At 41.3% G+C, this 16286-nt stretch carries 15 protein-coding genes; 6 read left to right on the top strand and 9 right to left on the bottom strand.

The window, feature by feature from the left end:
• Positions 1-3: 3 nt before the first annotated feature.
• From K1F36_RS03120 to K1F36_RS20325, 6 genes are all read right to left on the bottom strand, one after another.
• Positions 4-795 (bottom strand): cation efflux transmembrane domain-containing protein, encoded by a 792-nt coding sequence (locus tag K1F36_RS03120; protein ID WP_181898143.1) that lies wholly within the window; start codon positions 793-795, stop codon positions 4-6.
• 27 nt (positions 796-822) lie between these two features.
• Positions 823-1245 (bottom strand): Fur family transcriptional regulator, encoded by a 423-nt coding sequence (locus K1F36_RS03115; RefSeq protein WP_116216550.1) that lies wholly within the window; start codon positions 1243-1245, stop codon positions 823-825.
• Positions 1238-1879: a cation diffusion facilitator family transporter gene (locus tag K1F36_RS03110; protein WP_116216549.1), complete on the bottom strand. Its 642-nt coding sequence runs from the start codon at positions 1877-1879 to the stop codon at positions 1238-1240. The genes K1F36_RS03115 and K1F36_RS03110 overlap by 8 nt, the downstream gene beginning before the upstream one ends.
• Positions 1880-1885: 6 nt before the next feature.
• Positions 1886-3115, bottom strand: coding sequence for an efflux RND transporter periplasmic adaptor subunit (locus tag K1F36_RS03105; RefSeq protein WP_116216548.1), 1230 nt, complete (start codon positions 3113-3115; stop codon positions 1886-1888).
• 6 nt (positions 3116-3121) lie between these two features.
• Positions 3122-7543 (bottom strand): CusA/CzcA family heavy metal efflux RND transporter, encoded by a 4422-nt coding sequence (locus K1F36_RS03100; protein ID WP_116216547.1) that lies wholly within the window; start codon positions 7541-7543, stop codon positions 3122-3124.
• A gap of 125 nt (positions 7544-7668) precedes the next feature.
• The gene (locus tag K1F36_RS20325) at positions 7669-7926 is read right to left on the bottom strand and encodes a DUF6660 family protein (protein WP_313777864.1); all 258 of its coding nucleotides are present in this window, start codon (positions 7924-7926) and stop codon (positions 7669-7671) included.
• 539 nt (positions 7927-8465) lie between these two features.
• On the opposite strand from K1F36_RS20325, the gene K1F36_RS03090 reads away from it, so the two are divergent.
• From K1F36_RS03090 to K1F36_RS03065, 6 genes are all read left to right on the top strand, one after another.
• Entirely contained in the window at positions 8466-8735 is a 270-nt protein-coding gene (locus K1F36_RS03090; protein ID WP_090292211.1) for a helix-turn-helix domain-containing protein, read from the top strand.
• Between the two features lie 75 nt (positions 8736-8810).
• The gene (locus tag K1F36_RS03085) at positions 8811-10016 is read left to right on the top strand and encodes a primase-helicase family protein (RefSeq protein WP_116216546.1); all 1206 of its coding nucleotides are present in this window, start codon (positions 8811-8813) and stop codon (positions 10014-10016) included.
• 205 nt (positions 10017-10221) lie between these two features.
• Positions 10222-11124, top strand: coding sequence for a toprim domain-containing protein (locus tag K1F36_RS03080; RefSeq protein ID WP_116216545.1), 903 nt, complete (start codon positions 10222-10224; stop codon positions 11122-11124).
• 45 nt (positions 11125-11169) lie between these two features.
• The gene (mbpA, locus tag K1F36_RS03075; protein ID WP_116216544.1) at positions 11170-11466 is read left to right on the top strand and encodes a mobilization protein MbpA; all 297 of its coding nucleotides are present in this window, start codon (positions 11170-11172) and stop codon (positions 11464-11466) included.
• A 5-nt stretch (positions 11467-11471) separates the two neighbouring features.
• Positions 11472-12332 carry a relaxase/mobilization nuclease domain-containing protein gene (locus K1F36_RS03070; protein ID WP_235856357.1) on the top strand — a complete coding sequence of 287 codons (861 nt, stop codon included), beginning with the start codon at positions 11472-11474 and terminating at the stop codon, positions 12330-12332.
• Positions 12333-12342: 10 nt separating this feature from the next.
• A complete protein-coding gene (locus K1F36_RS03065) occupies positions 12343-12798 on the top strand; it encodes a DUF6730 family protein (RefSeq protein WP_116216542.1) in 456 nt (151 codons plus the stop codon).
• Between the two features lie 115 nt (positions 12799-12913).
• On the opposite strand, the gene K1F36_RS03060 is transcribed toward K1F36_RS03065, so the two are convergent.
• The 3 genes from K1F36_RS03060 to K1F36_RS03050 all read right to left on the bottom strand — a co-directional run bounded on the left by K1F36_RS03060 (position 12914) and on the right by K1F36_RS03050 (position 16163).
• Entirely contained in the window at positions 12914-14131 is a 1218-nt protein-coding gene (locus tag K1F36_RS03060) for a site-specific integrase (RefSeq protein ID WP_090292201.1), read from the bottom strand.
• Positions 14132-14358: 227 nt separating this feature from the next.
• Positions 14359-15147, bottom strand: coding sequence for an RluA family pseudouridine synthase (locus tag K1F36_RS03055; protein ID WP_220112508.1), 789 nt, complete (start codon positions 15145-15147; stop codon positions 14359-14361).
• Between the two features lie 95 nt (positions 15148-15242).
• Positions 15243-16163 carry a TolB family protein gene (locus K1F36_RS03050; protein WP_258538919.1) on the bottom strand — a complete coding sequence of 307 codons (921 nt, stop codon included), beginning with the start codon at positions 16161-16163 and terminating at the stop codon, positions 15243-15245.
• Positions 16164-16286 lie beyond the last annotated feature (123 nt).

Genomic DNA, 16286 nt, shown 5'->3' with positions numbered 1-16286 from the left:
AAACTACTTCGATAATTTCAATATTCTCAATGCACCGCGCATTACAAAAGTGAAAACGATGCCGCCAATCACTAAATCGGGCCATTTACTATTCAGAAAATAAACCAGCACCCCAGCTACTATAACACCACCATTAACAATAATATCATTGGATGTAAAAATGGCACTTGCCTGCATATGAGCCTCTTGACTCTTTGCCTTGTTGATGAGCCAGAGCGATATCAAATTACCTGCCAATGCGAAAATTGAAACGATAATCATCCATTGAAACAAGGGTGTTTCGGTATTGCTAAAAAACCTTCTCAAGACCTCTGCAAACCCAAGTGTTGCCAATGCCATCTGAAAGTATCCGCTGTATTTCGCAACCTTCTTTTTTCTTGAAATGGCACCGCCTACCGCAAATAGGCTTAATGCATATACGATGGAATCTGCCAGCATATCTAATGAGTCTGCCACAAGACCCATCGAAGAAGAAATCCAACCGGTGGTCATTTCGATAACGAAAAAGCCAAAGTTGATGCCCAAGACCCACCATAGGATTCTTTTTTGTTTGGATTGGTCTTCCATTACGGGTGGTTCGGCTTCTGTGGTTCCTTCTAAGGAATCCCCAAGTTTTAAGCTGGCTATAGACGTTTTTATCGCCTTGACGTCGTCCACGTGATATACTTCCAATTTTCTGTTTGGAATATCAAAATCCAAGTGTTTTACTTGAGCATAAGACTCTAACTTCATCCGAATCATCTGCTCTTCTGAAGGGCAGTCCATTTTAGTTATTATAAAAGTGCTTTTTTTCAAAATCAATCTAATTTGTTCGTTTGTTTATTAAAGTAAATTACTGCTGCATTTTTCGCATATTCCCGTAACCACGAGATTAACATCCTCTGCCAAATATCCATCTGGCAAATTGATATGCGGGATTTTTAGTTCCGTTAAACAAACTGTTTCGTCACAGTTAGTGCAATGAAAATGTAAATGCAAATCCTGTTCTATTTCACAATTACAGCCTTCTTCACAAAGTGCGTATTTAGAGATTCCAGTTCCGTCATCTATGTGATGCACCACGTTTTTTTCTTCAAACGTTTTTAGGGTTCGGTACAATGTGGTTCTATCCGCTTTTGCGAAAGCATTCTCAATATCAGTCAGGGCGATGGCGGCATCCCTATCGGCCATATACTTATAAATCAAGATGCGCATTGCGGTGGGACGCACGTTATGGTCATTTAATGTTTTTTCAATTTCAGTCATTTTGTGCGGTGTTATAATTGATATTTTTAGCTTTATTGTAGGCTTCATAGCCTTCTTTTGCAGCGTACGGAACGATAAGTAATGCCGCCACAGGATCTGCCCACCACCAGCCTAACCAGTTGACCAATAGCAATCCTATAAGTACGACCACGGTTTGGTATAAGCAAATAAAGGTGTCTTTAGCATCAGCCAGCAAGGCTGGACTGTCTAATTTCTTTCCATACTTTCTTTTGAAATAGATCAGGATAGGATTTACAACCAGGGAAACCAATAATATAATCAGTCCCATCGTGCTCCAGTTTGCGGTTTCTTTATTTATAAGCTTTGTAATGGAATCGTAGGAAATGAAAATACAGATGAGCGTAAAGGAAACTGCAATTACGTTTAACGTGATTTTTTGTCTTCGTTTTACTTTTTCTTCATCGATACCTTTAATCTCGCCGTGTAGTCGCCAGCCTAATGTTCCCGCACTAACCACTTCAATCGTGCTGTCCAATCCCCAACCTATCAGAGCCGAACTATTTGCTGTAAATCCAGCAATAAGCGAGACCGCAACTTCAATAACATCGTAGATGACGTTCCAAATCTGTAAGGTTCTTGCTACTTTTAAGTTTTTCTTTCTTTTTTCTTTCATTCCATTTTAATCATCGTCACCAAGTTCCCCTTTTTTCATCTCTCCCATAAGGTAATAGGCATTATTAAAGGCAAAATGAGTATTTGGGTCTGGGGTTTCAAAAAAACGTATGGCTATCCAGTCACCATCCTTCTCGCCCGTAGTGACTTCTACTGGTATAAAACTCCAAGTGTTGCCTTCCCTTTGCGCTTTAAACACATAATCCCTACCACCTTCTGTAATAATGGCACTTTCTGGTAATGCGGTTTCAGCGGTTTCATCGTTATCAACTTCAATCCTACCTTTAATGTACATTCCTGAGATAAGACCACCACCTTTGTTCTCAATTTCTGCGTGTACGTGCACCGCTTTAGGATCTTGCTCGAAGGTTTTTCCTACTGAATAAATTTCGGCAACGAGTTCCGTTCCTGGTCTTGATTGAACGCTAAATCGTACTTGTTGACCTTTCTTTACCCTATCAACATCTTTTTCGAAAACCATTAAATCTGCGTGTACGTGGTCTGTATCTACTATTTCCATTAGGTTGGTCTGTGGCTCCACATATTGTCCAGTTTTTATAAAAACTTTTTCTACAACCCCTGCAATGGGACTGCGCAATGCAACACGCTGGTAGATAGTGCCATTGCGCACGCCATTCACATTGATGTTGTACTGTCGCAATTGTGCTTCCAGCCCGTTTACCATTGCGGTAGATGACTGATAGTCTGCCGTTGCCTTTTGGAAATTCATACCAGATGCCACACCAGCTTCATAAAGCCTTTTTTGACGTTCGTATTCTTGTTTTAAAAACCGACTGTTGCTGTGTGCATTTAAGTAATCGCTCTGTATCTGTATGATGCTGGGATGTGAGAGATAGGCAACCGCTTGATTTTTTTTCACTTCATCACCTTCTATTACTTCTATGGATGCCACATTTGCTCCTGTTATGGCGGTAATGGATGCTTCGTTTTGGGGTGGTACTTCCAGCGTGCCATTTGCTTCTACATAACCGCTCATATAACGTTGTGAGAGCGTGTCAATTTCCATCTGTAAGGCTTCAAACTGCTGTGCCGTGAGCATTACTTCCTTAGTTTCGCCTTCCATATTATCTTCTTCATCTTCCCCTTCAGAGTGATTTTCTTCTGTTTCAGAATGGGTGGCTTCATCGTGGCCATCTTCAGTTTTTGACTCGCCACAGCTGAATAATGTCAATGCCATAAGCATTGTGGTAATCGGTATATATTTTAATTTTTTCATCTTTTTTTAGTTTTGGAAATATTGTAGTTTAAACAAGGCTTCTAAATAATTATCGAGTGCGTCCAGCGCATCCATTTCGGTCTGTATGGCATCACGTATAATTTGCGTGAATGCTGCATAATCAAGCGCACCTTCTTTGTAGGCGAGCAATGCGCCTTTGCGCTGGTCTATGGCAAGTGGCAGAGCTTCGGTTTTATAGAAAAACCAAGTATCTCGCCATCGTGTATAATTTTGCTGTGCTTGTGTATATTGGGATTGCAGCTCGCGTTGTTTGAATGCGGCATTGGTTTCTGCAATCTGTGCATCCAGTTTAGCAGCTTTTGCGCGGCTGCGGTCTGGGCCAGAAAACAGCGGTATGGAAATCCCTGCCTGATAGGTGTAGAAACCACTATCGCCATTTACACGTTGCAGGCCACCTTGCAGATTAAACTGGGGCAGTAAGCTTGCCCTTGCTGCATCATAGCTTGCTTGTGCTTCGTCTATACGCTTTCGCGAAAGCGATAACTCGGGATGTTCATCCAATGTATCATCAGTCTCTAACACCGAAATTTCGGTAGCTTCAAATTCATCAGCTACGGTGTACATCGTATCTGGTGTCAACCAAAGATTGAGTTTTTGTAATGCGATTAAATAATCTGTTTCTGCCTGCTGAAACCTGTTGGTTATCTGTAACGCTTGATTGCGCGCAGCAGCATATTCCAGTCTCGAAATGGCTTCGACTTCAAAATTGAGTTCTACAGATTGTGCAAATTGACCATAAATGCTGTCCAGTTCTCGATAAAGAACAAATTTCTTCTTTGCCTGAAAAGCTTCTGACCAGGCTTTTTTGACTTCCAGTTCTATCTGGATTTCAGATAGGTCAAAAGCTGTTTCGGCTAACTGGATGCGTTGTTGTTGCAAGCGTTTTTTGGCACCTATTCCCAATAGATCAATATTTTGTTGCCCGATACCTATCAAGGTATAAATGCCCTGACCATCTGCCACTTCTTCGCCACCTGTAAATACTTTAGTATTACCGAAGTCATAGGCATTGCCCGTGAGTGCGCTCTGTCTTTCTATTTCGAGTTGGCTCGTCTTGAGTGCTGGATAATTCTCTTTGGCAATTTCTACAGCCCGAGATAAGGTAATGGGTGTAATGCTATCCTGAACAATGAGGTCTGGCACAGGTGCTTGTGTTTGTTGCGCTTTCGCCAAAGCGGTACCACCTAACATAAAACCAAGTATTAAAATCGTGGTCAATGCTTGCGGATTAAACGAACCAATCTTGTTCTGGTCTTTGCGCTCACGTCGCTTTTCTATAAAGATATAGAGTACAGGAAGTACTATCAACGTGAGTAGGGTGGCCGTAAGCATCCCACCAATAACTACCGTAGCGAGCGGTTGTTGCACCTCTGCACCGGCTGATGTGGAAAATGCCATAGGTAAAAACCCAAAAATATCTGTGGTAGCCGTGAGCATAATGGGGCGAATACGTTCTTTAGTCCCTTGAAATATTCTATCCTTTATGCTTGTAACACCTTCTTCCTTTAAAGAATTAAATCGGTTAATAAGTACCAGCCCGTTAAGAACTGCGACACCAAATAGCACAATAAATCCTACACCTGCCGAAATACTAAATGGCATATCTCGAAGCCATAAAGCAAACACACCACCAATGGCCGCCAAGGGAATCGCGATGTAAATCATTAGCGATTGTGAAAAGGATTTTAAGGCAAAGTATAACAGTACAAATATCAAGAACAGGGCGATGGGCACAACAATTGTTAAACGATCCTTAGCGCTTTGTAGGTTTTCAAACTCTCCACCATAGGTAATATAATATCCTGATGGCAAGTCCAGTTCTTCATCTAACTTTTGTTGTATATCTTTTACAACAGACTCCACATCTCTGCCTCGTGCATTTACACCTACATAGGTTCTTCTATACGTATTGTCACGTGAGATTTGCATAGGTCCAGGCACGTATTCAATCTCTGCTATTTCAATAATGGGTACCTGGCTTCCATCCTTAAGATCGATGTACATCGTGCGCAGGTCATCAATACTTTTTCTATGGCTTTCATCAAATCGTACCACCAGATCAAATCGTTTCTCGCCTTCAAAAATGACGCCAGCGGTACCACCTGCAAAAGCAGTACTTATGTAATCATTTACTTTTTGAATATCCAGTCCATATTGCGCCATTTTATCTCGTCTGAACTTTACGGTCATTTGTGGTAGTCCAGCTGTACGTTCTGCACTCACATCGCCCGCGCCAGGAACGGTCTTTATAATAGCTGCCATTTCCTGAACCTTGTCTGATAACACCTCTAAATCTTCGCCATATAGCTTTACTGCAATATCCTCTCTTACGCCTTCTAAAAGCTCATTAAATCTTAATTCGACCGGTTGGGTAAATGATAAATTAACCCCGACGAGTTCATCATCCAGTTTATCCCTTATGGCTTCAATCAAACCTTCTTTAGTAGAAGCAGTTGTCCACTCGTCCATATCCTTATTAAGGATGATATACATATCTGCAATATCCATAGGCATAGGATCTGTAGGTATATCTGCCACACCCATACGTGCTGTTACCGTTTTAATTTCAGGAAAATTTTCTAATAGGATAGTTTCTATTTTCTTTGAAACTTCAATGGATTCTGTGAGCGAGCTTCCTGGTCTTATAAACGCCTGCATTGCTATATCTCCTTCATCGAGCTGCGGCACAAATTCTCCACCCATATTAGAAAATATAAATCCAGCAATAATAAGCAGAACAGCAGCAGATGATAACACGATAAGCTTAAGCCGTAGTGCGCCTTTTAATAATGGCTTATAAGCATTATGTATAGCACCAATAATTTTATCACTTATCTTTTCAAGCCAACGCTCAAATTTGCCAAACCAGCTTTTGGTGTTTTGAACTGGTTTCATAAAAAGCGCAGACATCATTGGGACATACGTAAGACACAGAATAATTGCACCTATCATAGCAAAACCAAAGGTGTATGCCATCGGTTTGAACATTTTACCCTCTACACCTGTAAGGAAAAGTATAGGTGTAAAAACTATAAGTATAATGATCTGCCCGAAAAAAGCAGAACCCATCATCGTGGTTCCGGCATCATAGGCTACTTTATCCATTACGCCTTGATTGAATTTTAGCTTTCCAGACCTAATCCGTTTTTGGATCTCATACACCGTTCCTTCTATAATAATCACGGCACCATCTATAATAATCCCAAAGTCTATAGCTCCCAAGCTCATTAAGTTTGCCCATACATTAAATTGCTTCATTAAGATAAAGGCAAAAAGCAAGGACAACGGTATGGTCGTGGCCGTTATGATGCCACCTCTTAAACTACCCAACAATAAAACAAGGGCAAATATCACGATTAGGGCACCTTCCAGTAAATTGGTTTTAACGGTATCGGTCGTTCTGGCAATTAGCTCACTACGATCAATGATAGGGGCGATAGTGAGACCTTCTGGCAGGGATTTTTCAATTTCTGCCATACGATTCTTAACATTTTGAATAACCGCATTAGGGTTTGAACCTTTTAGCATCATTATTATTCCTCCCACGGCTTCCTTACCGTCTTGCGTAAAAGCACCATAACGTACCTGATTCCCAAAATGGACGCGTGTTGCAACATCTCCAATAGTTACGGGAATGTTGCCCTCGTTAATAATCGAAATATCTTTAATGTCTTCCAAAGAGCGAATAAGACCTTCACCTCTTATGAAATTTGACATTTTATTTTTTTCTATGTAAGCACCGCCTGTATTCACATTGTTCCGAGCGAGAGCCTCATACACTTGTGAAATACTAATACCCAAACTATTCAACTTATCTGGGTTGACAGCGACCTCATACTGTTTAATACTGCCTCCATAAGAGTTGACCTCTACCACGCCTTCCAGTAATGTGAGTTGTCGTTTGATAACCCAATCTTGCACGGTGCGCAGTTCCATAGGCGAATACTTGTTTTCAAAACCCTCCTCTGGCTTTATAGTGTATTCATAGATCTGACCTAAACCAGTAGAGATGGGACCCATAGATGGACTTCCAAATTTTTCAGGGATAGATTCGCCCAGTTCGTTTAGTTTTTCCTGTACCAGCTGTCGAGGAAGATAGGTTCCCATATCGTCTTCAAAAACGATAGTAACTACGGAAAGGCCAAAGCGTGAGATAGATCTTATTTCTGTAACGCCTGGTAAATTACCCATAGATAGTTCTACGGGATAGGTTACGAACTGTTCAATATCTTCCGTTCCCAAATTGGGCGATTGTGTGATGACTTGCACTTGATTATTGGTAATATCTGGCACAGACCCAAGATTTACCGTTGCCATTGACCAGATACCGACACCTATAAGAGTCAATGTAAACAGACCGATTATAAATTTGTTATTGATTGAAAAATCAATGATTTTGTTAATCATAGATAAGGATGTTAATTCAGTTGAAATTCTTGTTGAGCACATTGAATAAAAAGCAATGCACAATGTTGACGAATCCAATAGATGGACACGTCAAAACAGGATATAGCTATCCTATGAAAACTGGATTATGCCCGAGGTGGCTGTAAAAGGGAAAGTGAAATATCCTTGCCCAAACTATCGAAGTGGATAAAATTTTCTAGCGAAACGATAGGCTCGATGGGTTCAAAAATAGCCAAACGGAAATCGATGGTATGTGAATGACAGCATTGGCACTGGCAGAATGGGGAACACAGTTCACAGTCTTGTCCGTGTTCGCCATCGAAATCCATTACAGAAACGACCTGTGTGCCTTCATCAACACTGCTGGCATCGCTACAAGGCACGAAATTGAGTGCCAGAAAGTAGATGGATAATATAATCGCAAAAAATTTCACCTTGCAAAGGTAAAAGAATTATAGTGCAATTGGGTTGCAAAGAATGGCTTTGAGCGTAGTTTTTTAAAAGGAACGATTTTCAAGACAGTATTTTTCAAAAAAGCACTAGACTTTCTTAAAGTAGTATCAAAGTATCAGACTTCATTAAGACAATCCAAAGATTAAAACATGCTTTTTTAAAGTGCCTATTTTCTAACTCCCCTAGTCTTAATTGTTGATAACTCTGCTTTCTTCCATTAAACCACCTATTTGCCCAAAATAAGAACAGTTCCATTTGGTATCAAATGAAACCAAATAAAACTAAGGGTTTATCAATACCATTATATTTGAACTATTTTAACATAAAAAACTGTATATCAATTATTTGTGAATAAAATCAATCGGTCAATCTTACTTTCCCTCCTCCTTATTTTTATCTTTATCCAAAGAATTCTTCAAAAGAAAACAAAAGCGCTTTTGTTCATTTCTAATCTTTAAAAAGAAATAAAATGGACAATTTTTTAATACTGGAACGGCTCGACCGTTTGGAAAGGCTATTGATCGCCAATAAAGAAGTGCTGACCTTCGATGAGACCTGTGACTATACCGGCATATCAAGAAGCTATCTGTACAAGCTTACCGCTGCGGGGCATATCCCGCACTCCAAGCCCAATGGAAAACTGATTTTCTTCGAAAGGAAAAAGATAGTGCGTTGGCTGCTGCAGAACCAACAGAAGCCTTTACCGGAAAGCAAAACGATCGGGGATTCGATTCCCTAGTCGAATTCCTCTTTAAATTATTTGTGGACTCACGATAATTTCATAGAAACCCTAAGATTTCAAAAATTTCAAAATATGAAAATAGTACCTTATATAAGGGTGGGCACGTCTTTCTATAAAATTGTAAAGTATCCTACCATTTCGGGACATTTCAACGAGCAGCTGGTTCCGTGGAACGAGCATATCATCAAGCAGGACCATGGCAAGGACTATCTGGGCAAGGTGCCCAAATATGACGGGTTCGCCTGTATTCCTTGCCATGTGAATTTTAAAAAGGAACACCATGGTTTCTACAATACCTATTCCCCTTTGACGCATGAACCGAAAGAGGGATGTATAATAAGGACACGGGGCTTTTTGAAGCATATCTTCGGAAATCAACTGGAGCTGGGACTGGACTATCTGAAACTCCTGTACCAAAGACCGGTGCAGGTGCTCCCCATCCTCTGTCTGGTATCCACCGAAAGAAACACCGGGAAAAGCACCTTTCTCAAATGGCTCAAGGAAATCTTTGGCAACAACCTGACCTATCTGACCAACGACAGCTTTGCAAGCCAGTTCAATGCGGACTGGGCCAACAAGTTGCTGATATGCGTCGACGAGGTACTGTTCAACAAGGAGGAACTCACCGAGCGAATCAAGTACCTGAGCACCACCAACCGGAACAAGCTTGAGGCCAAGGGCAAGGACAAACGGGAAGTGGAATTCTTCGGAAAATTTATTCTCTGCAGCAACAACGAGGACAGTTTTATCAAGATCGATGCCCATGAGACACGGTTCTGGGTGAGGAAGATCCCATCCCTTAAAAGGGAGGACACCGATTTCTTGGACCAACTGGCCCGGGAGGTGCCCGCTTTTTTGGATTTCCTTTCAAAAAGGGAATACAGTACCAAGCAAAGAACACGAATGTGGTTCACTCCAAAACAGGTGCATACACCAGCGCTGAAGAAACTGGTAAACAATAACCGGAACAGGGTGGAGAAGGAACTGGCCAGTCTACTGCTCAGTGCCATGGAAAAGTTCGAGATGGACTCCGTGGACCTTTGTCCCATCGATGCCCTGCACATGCTCAACCGCACAAGGGTCAAGACCGACCTGACCCAATTGAGGCGGTTGCTGAAAAATGATTGGAAACTGGACAACCAGCCCAATTCCAACAAGTACCAAAAGATCACCATCTGGAACAACGGTGAGATCAACACCGAGGACGCAAAAGGGAGGTACTTTACCATAAAAAAGAATTTTTTGGTCCAAAATTTTGATGATTTGATGACAGATTGATATAAGCCCAGTATTTATAAGGGTTTAGGCTGTCATCACTTTGTCATCATTCTGACATCAAAATAAAAAATGATGACAGGTACTATGAAGAAAAAAACAAAAACGATGAAACGATGACAAAATGATGACGGGGAAACTACCAGTATTTAAAGGGCCTCCCAGAGGTTTGTCATCAAATCATCAAAAATCGATTAAAAACAGAACCATGAAAGAAAAAAGAATGGACTGCGAAAAAGCCCGCAACATTGACATCGTTTCCACGCTGGCCAAGTTGGGGCACTTTCCAGTCCGGAAAACGGAAAAAGAAGCTTGGTTCCTCAGCCCGTTCCGGATCGAGACCCAAGCCTCTTTCAAGGTATCATTGAAACAGAACTATTGGATAGACTTCGGAACCTTTGAGGGGGGAAGTACCATAGACCTGGTCATGAAAATGGAGAACTGTTCCGTAAAGGAGGCATTGGAACGATTGTCCGGGAACATGGACCATTTTTCTTTTCACCGGCGGCCGAATCCAACCAAAGCGGAACATAGAGTCAACCCGATTGAAATCATCGAGGAAAAGGAAATCGAGCACAGGGCCCTGCAAAACTATCTAAGCTCCAGAAGTATCTCGATCAAAACCGCAAGAATACTTTGCAAGGAAATCCATTATCGAATAGGAGGACGGACATACTTTGGCATCGGACTCCAAAACAGGTCTGGAGGCTGGGAACTGCGGAACAGCTATTGGAAAGGCTCCACCTCGCCAAAGGATGTTTCGATGATGGGGAACAAATCAAAGAAATTGGCGATTACAGAAGGCATGTTCGATATGCTCACCCTAATTGAGCTGATGGCGGATATCGTAAACAGCCATGACCTTCTGGTATTGAACACAACTGCCTTTGTAAAACGGATGATAAAAGAAATAGAGGATTATGAAAATGTAAAACTGTTTCTTGATAGGGACAAAACGGGATTGGGGATGACGGAACTGTTACTGGAAAAGTGCCCGAACAGTAGGGATATATCCTTCCTCTATGAAGGTTTTAAAGATATAAACGAATGGAAGGTAAAAAGCGCGAAGGATGAAGTTCGGAAACGAATTCAAGATGTGTCATTGTCATGACAAATCTTGCTTTTGCTCCCGTAGGTCGCAAAAGATGATGTGAAAATGAAGAAAGAGTTCGTACAGTTCCGGTGCTCGGTCTACGAGAAGAAACTGCTGAGGATCAAGGCCCGGAAGAGCGGTCTTTCCATCAGTGAGTACTGCCGCCGTGCCGCATTCGATGATAGGATAGTTGAAAGGATGACGGACGAACAGATAGAGGCCTATAAGCTATTGGTCAAATACCAACGGAACTTCAAGCTGATCACCAACATGTTCCGCAAGCGTAACCCTAGATTGGCCGAGGAAACGGCCCAGTTGGCCAAAGAGATACGACAACACTTTTTAAATTTCAAGAAATGATAGGCATGGGCAAATCCATATCGCACACATCGGCCTCCATGAGCTACGGGATGAACCAGGAGAAGGGATCGGAGATTATCCACAGCCAATATCTGGCCGGGGAGACCCCGAGGGAGATCACCGAGGAGTTCAAGGTCATCCAAGAACAGAATGAACTCTGCCGGAAGAACACGCTCAGCTTTGTGCTGAGCCCCACCATCGAGGACGGCAGGAAACTGGAAAGCGAACGACTCAAGGAAATGACCGAACGGTTCCTCAAGGAAATGAACCTCAAGCAGCACCAGGCCATTGCCTTTGTCCATAGGGACAAAGAGCACGTGCACGTCCACCTGTATGCCAACCGGATAAACTTTCAGGGGAAGGCCTATAACGACAGCTTCATCGGCAAGCGGAGCCAACAAGTGGCGGAAAGGGTGGCCAAACAAATGGACCTGACCACGGTAAGGGAAGTTCAGCAGGAAAAACTGTACCGGATGCAATATGTCCGATCGGAAATACAGAAGATCCATGAAAAGGTCATGGCCAAGGAACGGCCAAGGGATTTTGACCAGTATATCAAATCGATGGAGCAGAACAATGTAAAAGTCATCCCGAGCATCAACAGGCAGAACCAGTTGCAGGGCTTCCGTTTTGAGCATAAGGGAACGAACCTAAAGGGAAGCGAGGTGCACCGGTCCATGTCCATGGGCAGGATCGCCCGTCAAATGAACTTTGAAAGGAACATGGCACAGCGGATTGCCAAGGACAAGAGCATGCAGCTTTTGGGGAGGACAGTGAATGTCCCAAAAAGTTTGACCCAGACCATCATAAAAAAGACCATCAAACTGGCCATCAAAGTGGTCAGGGACACTGGAATAGGAATCTAAACAAAACAATATGGCAAAACTGGACGAGATAGCGGAACTGTTGACTGAGGAGATCAACGGATTTGAAAAGAGTATCGGCCGATTGGAAAAGGTTCATGAGGATTTCAAAAACCTTCCATTAAGGCCAGATACCAGCGAATTAAATGCTCTTCTAAAAGAGTATGGCAACAAACAAAAAAACGACATTAAGGAACAACAAAGACTGATGGAAAGGATTCTTCATAAAGTAGAGCGGTCCGTTCTCTTGCCCAGTTGGGCCATAAAACTTACTTGGGGGTTGTTGGTCACGGTCCTTTTGGTCCTTGGTTTTTCAATCTACAAGGTGTCAAGGATATCCAAGAAAGAACAGGTTGCATATGTAGAAGGTCAAGATGATGCAATTGAACACTACAGGACATTCTTTGAAGAAAGCCCAGAGGCAAAGGAACTATATCAAAAATGGCTGGAGGATAATGGCCAAAAGTAGGACAGCGCCCTATCCTATTTTTGCTTTACGCTTATCTTCCCAAACACTGCAAAAATAGGCCAGGATCCATGCGCTGAAGTTGTGAGTAAGGATTTGGGACTAGGAAGGGTTAAGGTTACAGTTTAACCAATTTCTGATTATAATTGTCTAGTATATTATTCGGCAGGGACTTCAGATATATTTGAGTAGTTGATAGTCGATTATGGCCAAGCATGGAAGAAATAGCTTGTAAGGGAACGTCCTGCAGCATAGCTTGGGTTGCAAAACTATGACGAGATACATATGAGGTCAACCGCTGCTCTATCTTGCATTTTTTTGCAATTTCTTTAAGCCCTTTATTATATCTCTTCCGTGCCCATAAGACGTCTTTATATTGAAGTTCAAATGTGGCTCTTTTAATGATTGGAAATATAAATTCAGACCTCTCTTTATCCTTAAGATAAAACGAGAGGATTTCCTTTAACTGAGGCGTGATGTTAATATCATAAGGCTTTGACGTTTTTTTTCTTTGGAATTTAATTCGGTTGTCAATGATATTTTGAACCCTTAAAAAAGCCAAGTCCATAAAGGAAATACCATAAAGCATGTAAGAGGCAAGGAAGTAATTTCTATAGTGAAACAGACTATCCGTTTCTTCCAGTTTTAAAAGCATAATTGATTTGATGCTTTTAATGTCAAGCGCTCTTTTTTCTGTAGGAGTAGTTTTAATCTTATAATGTGTAAAAGGATAAGCATCTCTAGAAACAACATCAGACTTAATGGCCTTGTTAAAGACCGCTTTGATTGTTCTCATATACGTCGATAGACTGTTAACAGAATTACCTTTGGAAAAGTGCCAGTTCTCAAATCTTTTGAGAAAATCATAATTGATTTCGTTGAATTTGATATCATTTCCATCAGCGAATTTCTCCAATACCTTAATTACCGCGTAGTATGTGTTTGCATTACCATAACGTTCAGCTGCTTTTAACTCATCGACAATATCCTCGCTAAACTTAAAAAATGAATCCAATGATGCGGTTTTTACAATCTTCTTCTTCAGCTGCAAAATGGATAAAAAGTTAAGCTCGTCCTTTTCGTTCAGGTCATTAATTATGTCGACCGCTCTGGTCTTTTCTTTTAAGAGTTGATTATTGAGTTTACTAACTGATGAAGTTCCTTTGAATGCTCTTTTAACTTTCTCGTTTTTATTATCCCAAAATTCCTTTTTTATTGATTGCCCTAAGCTTATGGAAGTTGTTTTTCGAAAATGGGTTAACCGTAAAATAATAGGATAGGAGTCATCTTTTTTCTTCCTACGCGTATCTAAAGAAAGTTTTATATTGGTATTCATCCTAATCAAAGGTAAAAAAAATTTGCACGCAATTTGCACGCAAATGGGTGATTTTATTTGAAATTAAATGAATACGAAATTATTTAAAATACTGAAAAACAATTTATTATGTATTTATTTGTATTGGATTGATATGGTAATCCTCTTGCTGGCAGGCAAGAGGTCACCGGTTCGAATCCGGTATTCTCCACGAAAATTGAAAAAGCACCTCAAATGGGGTGCTTTTTTTATCGTGTATCAGAACCAAATAACTTTCTAAACTTCTCCGGAAGCTCATCAGTAATACGAATGATTTCGTTGGTAAAGGGATGCTCAAATTCCAACGCGTAGGCATGCAAATACAGCCCTTTGCTTTTCAAAATTAAGCCCTCCAAGGCGTATTCCTTGTCTCCGAGGATGGGATTCCCCAAACTGTACAAATGTTTCCGCAATTGGTGCCTTCTGCCTGTTTTTGGACACAACTTCACTAGGTTGAGGGTGCCGAAACGCTTCGAAGGAACAGACTCCATAACCTTGTAATGGGATTGTGAAGGTTTACCATCGATTTCTGTGGTTATTGTACCATGGGGCTTCATTTTGCCAATGGCCACGGCATAATAGGTTTTGGATATTAGTTTGTCCTCGAACATTTTGTTCAAGACCCGGATGCTGCTATTGGTTTTTCCAACCAAAACAATACCCGTAGTGGCAAAATCCAAACGGTGGACGGGTTGAGGGGTAGTGGCATCTGGAAGCGAACTGGCTTTAAGGTTTTGCGGCAATGCATTGGTAATGGTCTTAAACTTATTGCCGCTCACTTCGATTCCCGCGGGTTTGTGGATGGCAGCCAAATGTTCATCTTCAAACCATACTTTGAGGGGGAATATGAGTCGTTTATTAGGTGTAGGATCTTCTGGAATGGTCAAAACAATACGTTCGCCACCATTGATTATGGTAGCGGTCGAGGCAATGAAACCGTTTACGGTGATGTAGCCTTTTTTTAAAGCTTTTTTAAGTGCAGATTTGGTAGGGACCATTTTAAAAATACCTACTCCGTACTCCTGTAGCCGCTGGGGTTCGGGAATATCGGGAGCGATATGTTCTTCTATATGGCTATTGATACTTCTATTTTTTATTCAAGTCCGTTAATTTCAAAATGAGTCTTATAAATTTTACTTAAGCCATTATTGCTTTGGTTGATGTATTCTTGGAAATCCGACACAGAATCAAATTTCTTGGGGGATAAATTGTTCCGTCGGCTGGTAAAATAGAGTGTTTGGTTAGTCTCGTCGTAGAACGGACAATACTCCATATATTTTGTATTGATGGGAGTTCCAATGTTTTTTGCCTTTTCCCAGCTGCCCTTGTCATTCTTCAGGGAAATATAGAGGTCGCCACTTCCTATACCATCGGCTTCGTTATACCTTGAAAAAAGAATAAAATCCTCATTCTTGGAGACAAAGGCATTGAATTCATATCCGGAGCTATTGACGTTTTCATCCAATAATTGCGGGGTAGAATATGAACCATTTTCCCAGCGGGAAATGTAAATATCGTCTTTTCCAAGTCCGTTGGGCGACTCCAAGGTAAAGTACATGTTGTTGTTTTTACTTATTGAAGGATAAAACTCATTAAGGTCAGAATTAACGGGAGTACCCATGTTTTTAGGACTTGACCAATCTTTTTCGGGACCGCTTCGTTCCACATACCAAATATCAAAATCTTTTTTCTGCTTAGAGGAATCATCCAAGGGTCTGTCGGAAACAAAGAACAATCGCTTTCCATCGGGTGAGAGAAATGGTTCCAAGTCCATGTATGAAGTTGAAAAGGACATCAGTTCTGGCTCCGTCCATCCGTTATCCTCCTTTTTGATATATGCAATCTGGGAAATATCCTGTAATGGGCTCTGAATGGTGAAAAATGCCTCGTTACCGTTTTCTGAGATACATAAATCCCGAACGTTCAGGAATTTGTTCAGAGCACTGTTGAATTGCGTAATCTCGCCTTGATTTTGTGCGATTACTTGGTTCAGACACAGCGCCAGTAAAATCATCAACCTGTTTTTCATCATGGATTATCTATAAATCGTTTCACCAGCGGTAAATGTACCATATTTTACATCACGATTTTGTCCCTTCCTCTTTATCGCATCAAACTTTACCATCCTTTTAATAGC

Source organism: Flagellimonas abyssi (assembly GCF_019457905.1).
In the GTDB taxonomy this organism is placed as follows: domain Bacteria; phylum Bacteroidota; class Bacteroidia; order Flavobacteriales; family Flavobacteriaceae; genus Flagellimonas; species Flagellimonas abyssi.
The sequence above is the reverse complement of the archived record's forward strand: the minus strand, read 5'-3'. Positions and strand labels throughout refer to the sequence as shown.

Bases quoted from the DNA above. Each gene is read 5' to 3' on its own strand.
- K1F36_RS03080 (WP_116216545.1), top strand. From the start codon at position 10,222: ATGAAAGAAAAAAGAATGGACTGCGAAAAAGCCCGCAACATTGACATC.
- K1F36_RS03070 (WP_235856357.1), top strand. From the start codon at position 11,472: ATGGGCAAATCCATATCGCACACATCGGCCTCCATGAGCTACGGGATG.
- K1F36_RS03110 (WP_116216549.1), bottom strand. From the start codon at position 1,879: ATGAAAGAAAAAAGAAAGAAAAACTTAAAAGTAGCAAGAACCTTACAG.
- K1F36_RS03105 (WP_116216548.1), bottom strand. From the start codon at position 3,115: ATGAAAAAATTAAAATATATACCGATTACCACAATGCTTATGGCATTG.
- K1F36_RS03115 (WP_116216550.1), bottom strand. From the start codon at position 1,245: ATGACTGAAATTGAAAAAACATTAAATGACCATAACGTGCGTCCCACC.
- K1F36_RS03090 (WP_090292211.1), top strand. From the start codon at position 8,466: ATGGACAATTTTTTAATACTGGAACGGCTCGACCGTTTGGAAAGGCTA.
- mbpA (WP_116216544.1), top strand. From the start codon at position 11,170: ATGAAGAAAGAGTTCGTACAGTTCCGGTGCTCGGTCTACGAGAAGAAA.
- K1F36_RS03055 (WP_220112508.1), bottom strand. From the start codon at position 15,147: ATGGTCCCTACCAAATCTGCACTTAAAAAAGCTTTAAAAAAAGGCTAC.
- K1F36_RS03100 (WP_116216547.1), bottom strand. From the start codon at position 7,543: ATGATTAACAAAATCATTGATTTTTCAATCAATAACAAATTTATAATC.
- K1F36_RS03050 (WP_258538919.1), bottom strand. From the start codon at position 16,163: ATGATTTTACTGGCGCTGTGTCTGAACCAAGTAATCGCACAAAATCAA.
- K1F36_RS03065 (WP_116216542.1), top strand. From the start codon at position 12,343: ATGGCAAAACTGGACGAGATAGCGGAACTGTTGACTGAGGAGATCAAC.
- K1F36_RS03085 (WP_116216546.1), top strand. From the start codon at position 8,811: ATGAAAATAGTACCTTATATAAGGGTGGGCACGTCTTTCTATAAAATT.
- K1F36_RS03060 (WP_090292201.1), bottom strand. From the start codon at position 14,131: ATGAATACCAATATAAAACTTTCTTTAGATACGCGTAGGAAGAAAAAA.